A 6,192-nucleotide genomic window follows, 5' to 3' on the forward strand; every position below is an offset into this window, starting at 1 on the left:
CTGCAGCGCCTCGAGCACGCGGCTGGCGGCGTCCGGAGGGCGCGGAGCCGGCGCGTTCACCCCGCGGACGGCGCGGGCGTGGCGGCCGCCCGCTCGCGCTGCACGCGCTCGGTCACGTCGCGTGCGATCGCCACCGATCCGACGACGGCTCCGGCGTCGTCCTTCACCACCGCGAAGGTCATCTCCACATAGAGCTTGCCGCCGTCCTTGCGCACGGCGCGGGTCACGGCGGGGCGCCCGGCCAGGCGCGTGCTGCCCGACGCCATCGCGGCGTCATAGCCCTTCCAGTGGGCGGCGCGCAGGTGCTCCGGGATGATCAGGTCCAGGCTGTGCCCGACGGCGTCGGCGGGTTCGTGGCCGAACAGCGCGGTGGCCGCCGCGTTCCAGCGCACGATCTCGCCTTCGCGGTTGGCGTAGATCAGGGCATCCGTGGTCTGTTCCAGGATCCGGTCGGCCAGGGAAGCGTCGTTCATGTCGCGGTCCTTTCCATCGCGCGCAACCACTGCCGCACGAGGCCCGCGGCGGTGAGCAGCCAGGCGACGGCAGCGAGGAAGAAGAAGGAGCGCGCCACCGGCGCCAGGAAGCGCACGCCCAGCGCCAGCGACATCTGGTGCGTCGCGGCCGAATACATCCCCAGCGGGAACACGACGCCCCAGTAGCCGACCTCGTAGCGCAAGGGATAGCGCCGGCGCACGTAGCGCCACACCGCCAGGCCGGCCAGCAGCGGAATCCACCAGGTGCCGACTGCCCAGTACAGCAGCGTGCCGCCCCGCAGGACGGGCAGCAAGTCGGCGAGGAAGGGCGCGCCCGGCGCATGCAGCACCAGCAGGGCGCCGGCCAGCGTGGAGATCGCCATCGCGCCCATGTTGATCCACCAGGTTGGCGCCAGGTCCTGCGGCTCGAAGCGGAAGAAGACGTAGCGGTAGAACACCAGCGAGATCACCCAGACGTACACCATGCCGCCGCAGAACCACATCGCGAGCGCCAGGAAGTTCAGCGCGAGGCGCTCCGGTTGCTGCACGCCGGCGCCGACGAGCACGGCGACGATGGCGATCGACTGCATGGCCACCACCACCAGCAGCCACGAGCCGCTGAGGGCGTCGGCCAGCAGCGGCTTGTCGCGGCCCAGGGTCAGCGCCATCAGGATGCCGTAGGTGAGCACGAGCCACAGGAGCAGCGCCAGCGCGCCGAGCGCCAGCGCGATGTCGCTGCGCAGGCCCAGCAGCAGCCACAGGCTGGAGAGCACGGACGTGCCGGCGACGGTGGTGAGGAAGCCGGGCGCCCGCTGGTGGCTGCACAGATCCGCCAGCAGGTGCTCGCGATGCCACAGCGTGCGCCCGGCCGTGAGGCCGGCCAGCGCGATCCAGGCGAGCAGCGAGACCGCGAGCAGGCCCTCGGCCAGGATGTCCAGCCCCTGCTGGTGCGCCGCGACGCCCAGGATGCCCGTCGCCATGACGATGGCGAAGTTCGCGGGCGACAGCCCGGCGATGGACGTGGCGGCGATGGGTCCGGCATGCATCCGGACAACTATAGGCGCGTTCCCGCGCTGGCCGCGGACTGCGGCGCTAGTTGGACAGGCGCGGCCGGCCGGCGCTTCTGACCGGTGCGCCGGCGCCGGCGAGCCCGAGCCGGCGCCGCAGCGCGTCCTCGTACTCCCAGTCGGCGGCGCAGTCGCTGTCGCAGAACAGGCGGTCCCCCAGGCCTTCGTCGTGGCCGCAATGGTGGCAGCTGCCGGTGGGGCGCAGCACGCCGCCGCGCAGGCGCTGCGCCGCGAGCGCATGCGTCAGGTGGCGCTGCTCGGAATCGAATGCGAGATCGGCTTCGTCTGCCATGGCTTGCTCCCTGTGGGTGACCGCATTGTTCGATGCGGCGCGGCGCGCGGGATGCTCGGCTTGCCGATGTTGGTGTAGGACGCTTCCCGGGCCGCAGGACGGCAGGCGCCGCAGGCCCGCCAGCCGGCTCCGGACGTGTCCCCTGGCGCGGACCTGTTGCGCGCACGCGCCGCCGGCGCCCCCAGCCTGCGCGCCGCGGTGTGCATTGCCCGGCAACGCCCGCAGAATGGCGCGTGAGGCAGTACCCCCCGACCAAGTGACCCGAAATCCCCAATTCCGTCCCGGAGACACGGTGCGCCTGGCGCGCGGCAACGCGGCGCACCTCATGACGGTGCGCGCAGCCTCGCCGGTGACCGTGCTGTGCGCGTCGGTCGGCCCCGACGGCAAGACCCAGAACGAGCCCTACGCGCCGGAGGACCTGGAGCTGGTCGCCCGTGCGGGCGCGCCGCCCCTCACTCCATCCTGATGTTGCCCGCCTTGATCACGCGGGCCCACTTGTCCACTTCCGCCTTCTGGAAGGCCCCGAGTTCGGCCGGCGTCATGCCGCCCGGCTCGATGCCCTGAGCCACCAGCTTGGACTTGATCTCGGGGTCGTTGATCGCCTTGATCATCTCGCCGGCCAGCTTGTCGACCACCGGCTTGGGCACGTTGGCCGGCGCGAAGATGGCCTGCCAGGACACGACGTCGAAGCCGCTGAGCACTTCGGCGATCGCGGGCACGTCGGGCACCGTGGACGAGCGCTTGGCCGAGGTCACGCCCAGGGCGCGCACCTTGCCGGCCTGGATGTGCGGCAGCGCCGGCGCCAGGTTCTCGAAGATGATGTCCGCGCCCTGGCCGGACATGAGGGCCGTCAGCGACTCGGCGCTGCTCTTGTACGGCACGTGCACCATCTTGCCGCCGGTGAGCTGCTCGAAGAACACGCCGGACAGGTGCTGCGAGGTGCCGTTGCCCGAGGACGCGTAGTTGATCGTGCCCGGCTTCGCCTTCGCCGCCGCGATCACGTCGGCGACGCTCTTGTACGGGCTGTCGGCGCGCACGACCAGCACGTTGGGCATGGAGCCGATCATGGTGATCGGCGTGAAATTGCGGATCGGGTCGTAGGGCAGCTTGGGATAGAGGCTCACGTTGATCGCGTGCGAGCTGACCGTGCCGCCCTGGATCGTGTAGCCGTCCGGCGCCGCCTTGGCGGTGAAGTCCGAGCCCATGCCGCCGCCCGCGCCCGGCTTGTTCTCGATCACGAAGGTGGTGCCCAGCGCCGGACCCGCCTTCTGCGTCACCAGGCGCGCGAGCACGTCGGTCGTGCCGCCGGCGCCGAAGGGGACGATGTAGGTGATGGGCTTGGTCGGCCACTTGTCCTGCGCCTGCGCCAGGAAAGCCGCGCCTGCGAGCACGGTGAACGCAGCCACGAGGGTGCGACGTTGCATGGATGTCTCCTTTGTTCGTATCACTGCGCGCGGTCCACATGCCGCCGCAGGAGATGCTAGCGGAAAGGCGGCGGACGACGGGAGCCGCTAGGGAAACCCAGCATCGTCACAGCGCGACGGGGGAGCCTCCCAGCGAGGACTGCGCGTCCTAGACCGTGCCGCGCTGCAGGCGCCACACCTGGTAGCGCAGGGCGAGGACCGCGCCGAGGATCATCGAAGGCGCGGCGACGAAGCTGGTGAGGCTGAGGGTGGACAGTCCCGTGACGCCCTGGCCGATGCTGCAGCCGACCGCGGTCACGCCGCCGATCCCCATCAGCACGGCACCCGCGAGGTGGTGGCCGAGGTCACCGGTGCCGCCGAAACCTTCCCAGCGGAACGCGCGGCGTGCGATGGCCATGGCGCCGGAGCCGGCCACCACGCCCAGCACCGCGACGATGCCCACGGTCAGGCGCTTGCTCGCGTCGCTGAAAAACATGAGCCAGTCCAGGGCGTAGGCCACCGGCGCGACGAAGCTCAGGCCCTCGGCGCGCATCGAGTTGGTCGCGAGCCAGGTTTCCTCCAGCGTCTCCGGATGTTCGGCCACATGGCCCAGGTGGCCGGTCACCCAGAACATCGCGAGCACCAGCAGGCCGACACCGCCGCCCGCGAGCAGGTTCAGCGGCCGCCGCGCCTCGCGCGAGGCGAGCGCGAAGGCGAGCAAGCCGCCCCCGAGCACGAGCCCCGCGGCCAGCGAGACCGACGCCGGCGCGACGCCCAGGGCGCGCGCGAGCAGCGTCGCGAGGTCCGCGTTGCCGGCGAACTCCAGCGCGGCGCGGTCCACGCTGTTGACCCGCCACACGGCGGTGAGGCCCTTGAGCGTCGCGAAGGCCGCGATGCCGGTGACCAGGGCCACGACCAGCGCCTTGAGGCTGCCCGCCCCCAGGCGCACCAGGTTGCGGCTGACGCAGCCGGAGGACAGCACCATGCCGAACCCGAACAGCAGGCCACCGACCAGCGCGGACAGCCAGAGCCAGCGGGTGGATCCATAGAGGGTCTGTGGCGGCCGCAGGATGCCCGCGGCCGCGAACAGCGCGAAACCGATGGTGGCGACCGCGGCCGCCAGCGCCCACTGGCGCGCGCGCGTCCACTCGCCCATGGCGACCACGTCGCTGACCGCCCCCATGGTGCAGAACCCGGTGCGCTGCCCCAGGGCGCCGAAGGCGAGGGCGACGAGGAAGGCGGACCACAGCACCTGGTGCTGCAGCGAAAGCAGCTGCGCCGCGTCCAACTAGGAAGCTCCCCTGGGCTGGTCCGCTGCGCGGGCTCCAGCTCCGCCCTGCGCAGGCGGAAGGGACGCGCGCCTTCGGGCGGCCGTGCGGCGCTCAGGCGACGGTGGCTTCATCGCTGCGCGTGTCGCCGCGCGAGTCCTTCCAGCCCACCGTCACCTTGTCACCGGCCTTGGCGCCCTTGATGGTGAACTGCAGGAACGGATTGCGCGACACGCCGGGGCCCCACTCCGCGGCGAACACCTGGCGGCCATTGAGGGCCGCGGTGACGTCGGTGATGTGCCAGGCCGGCACGGTGCGGCCTCCGGCGTCCTTGCGCTGGCCGGTTTCCATCTCGTGGTTCATGAGGACGCGCACGACGGCGCCGTTGCCGGACGCCTGCGCGCGGATGCGCATCGGTTCTGCCATTTCGTACTCCGTCCCGGTCAGCCGCAGCCGCCCAGGGTGACCTTCACGTCCTTCTTCGCGAACCAGGCCTTGTTGTCCGCCGTGATCGCCACCGCGTAGACGTTGGAGCTCTCGGCCATCTTGGCGCGCAGCGTGAAGTTCGGCTCGATCGACTCGTTCACGTCGAACTTGGCCACCAGGGTGGAAGGGTTGCGCTCCACCAGCAGCAGCAGGTGCTTCACGTTGGGCAGGGTGCTGGCCAGCGTGAAGGACACGACGGCGCCGTTCTCGGCGATCTCCGGCGCGGTGAGCACCACGTCCTTGCTCTCCGCCGGTGCCGTGCCGCCGTAGGCGCGCACGGCCTCGCCCATGCTCCTGGCATCGAAAGCGCCGCGGTTGAACGCGAAGGCCTCGCGCGGGAACAGGCCCGTGCCCGCGAGCAGGCCCGCCACCGCCAGCGATTGCCTGAGGGTTTCCCGCCGATTCTGCATTCCTGCGCTCCTGGACATCTCAGCGCGCATTGTCCCCCAGGCGCGATGTCCCTCGCCCGCGGCGGGGCGGCGCCGCCCCGGCGAGCTGGCGCACGAAGAATTCACGCAGCGGCGGCAGCGCCGGGTTGCGCTCCTCGGCCCGCCAGGCCAGGTAGATCTCGGCGAACACGTCGCGCCGCCACAAGGGCTTGAGCACCACGTGTTCGAAGCGCAGCTGTGCGGCCGAGGCCGGGACGATCGCCAGCCCGATGCCGGCGCGTACCAGCGCCATGATGGTGTGCGTCTGGCCAATGTGGTGGACGTACTCCGGCTGGCCCGCGCTGGCCGCGAACAGCGCAACGATCTTGTCGTGGAAGTACTTGCCTTCCTTCTGCGAATACATGATCAGCGGCAGGCCGGCGAGGTCCTGCAGGCGGATGCGCTCGCGCTGGGCGAGCGGGTGCGCCGCGGGCACGGCCAGCAGCATGGGCTCGCGCGTGACGAGGTGGTAGCGCAGGGCGCCGGCGGCGTGCTGCGGCCGCACGAAACCGATGTCCAGGGTGCCCGCCTCCAGCGCTTGCAGCTGCTCGGAAGAGACCATCTCCTCCAGCACGATCGCGATGTCCGGCAGGGCACTGCGTGCGGCGGCCAGCAGGCCGGGGATGAGCGCATAGCCGGCGACGGCGGTGTAGCTGTGAAGGTTCAATAGGTTATTGCGGGTGTTCACCCGGAGAGGTTTTGAGAGACTGGGAATCGCCAAACCCCCAGTGAACTCAACTTTCCAAACCGGATGAACACCCATAAGAATGCCCGA

The 6,192-nt window shown here is 70.9% G+C and carries 9 protein-coding genes; 1 reads left to right on the top strand and 8 read right to left on the bottom strand.

Annotated features, from left to right (window positions below):
* Nucleotides 1-56: 56 nt before the first annotated feature.
* Genes AC3EGR_RS25565 through AC3EGR_RS25575 form a run of 3 tightly spaced genes read right to left on the bottom strand, consistent with a single transcriptional unit; the run spans nucleotide 57 to nucleotide 1,832 of the window.
* The gene (locus tag AC3EGR_RS25565) at nucleotides 57-473 is read right to left on the bottom strand and encodes a PAS domain-containing protein (RefSeq protein ID WP_488549348.1); all 417 of its coding nucleotides are present in this window, start codon (nucleotides 471-473) and stop codon (nucleotides 57-59) included.
* Nucleotides 470-1,519: a tellurite resistance/C4-dicarboxylate transporter family protein gene (locus tag AC3EGR_RS25570; protein WP_488549349.1), complete on the bottom strand. Its 1,050-nt coding sequence runs from the start codon at nucleotides 1,517-1,519 to the stop codon at nucleotides 470-472. The genes AC3EGR_RS25565 and AC3EGR_RS25570 overlap by 4 nt, the downstream gene beginning before the upstream one ends.
* 46 nt (nucleotides 1,520-1,565) lie before the next feature.
* Nucleotides 1,566-1,832 (bottom strand): hypothetical protein, encoded by a 267-nt coding sequence (locus tag AC3EGR_RS25575; RefSeq protein ID WP_488549350.1) that lies wholly within the window; start codon nucleotides 1,830-1,832, stop codon nucleotides 1,566-1,568.
* A 256-nt stretch (nucleotides 1,833-2,088) separates the two neighbouring features.
* Here AC3EGR_RS25575 and AC3EGR_RS25580 point away from each other — a divergent pair, with 256 nt between their 5' ends.
* Complete coding sequence (locus AC3EGR_RS25580; protein WP_488549351.1) at nucleotides 2,089-2,298, top strand: hypothetical protein; 210 nt, start codon at nucleotides 2,089-2,091, stop codon at nucleotides 2,296-2,298.
* Here the strand turns inward: AC3EGR_RS25580 and AC3EGR_RS25585 are convergent.
* The 5 genes from AC3EGR_RS25585 to AC3EGR_RS25605 all read right to left on the bottom strand — a co-directional run bounded on the left by AC3EGR_RS25585 (nucleotide 2,285) and on the right by AC3EGR_RS25605 (nucleotide 6,084).
* Nucleotides 2,285-3,256 (bottom strand): Bug family tripartite tricarboxylate transporter substrate binding protein, encoded by a 972-nt coding sequence (locus AC3EGR_RS25585; protein ID WP_488549352.1) that lies wholly within the window; start codon nucleotides 3,254-3,256, stop codon nucleotides 2,285-2,287. The genes AC3EGR_RS25580 and AC3EGR_RS25585 overlap by 14 nt on opposite strands.
* A 148-nt stretch (nucleotides 3,257-3,404) precedes the next feature.
* Nucleotides 3,405-4,523 carry a YeeE/YedE family protein gene (locus AC3EGR_RS25590; RefSeq protein ID WP_488549353.1) on the bottom strand — a complete coding sequence of 373 codons (1,119 nt, stop codon included), beginning with the start codon at nucleotides 4,521-4,523 and terminating at the stop codon, nucleotides 3,405-3,407.
* A 94-nt stretch (nucleotides 4,524-4,617) separates the two neighbouring features.
* Entirely contained in the window at nucleotides 4,618-4,929 is a 312-nt protein-coding gene (gene soxZ, locus AC3EGR_RS25595) for a thiosulfate oxidation carrier complex protein SoxZ (protein ID WP_488549354.1), read from the bottom strand.
* A 17-nt stretch (nucleotides 4,930-4,946) separates the two neighbouring features.
* Nucleotides 4,947-5,399, bottom strand: coding sequence for a thiosulfate oxidation carrier protein SoxY (soxY, locus tag AC3EGR_RS25600; RefSeq protein ID WP_488549355.1), 453 nt, complete (start codon nucleotides 5,397-5,399; stop codon nucleotides 4,947-4,949).
* 19 nt (nucleotides 5,400-5,418) lie between these two features.
* Nucleotides 5,419-6,084 carry a LysR substrate-binding domain-containing protein gene (locus AC3EGR_RS25605; protein ID WP_488549356.1) on the bottom strand — a complete coding sequence of 222 codons (666 nt, stop codon included), beginning with the start codon at nucleotides 6,082-6,084 and terminating at the stop codon, nucleotides 5,419-5,421.
* Between the last annotated feature and the right edge of the window lie 108 nt (nucleotides 6,085-6,192).

The sequence above is a fragment of the Ramlibacter sp. G4-7 genome, assembly GCF_057784995.1.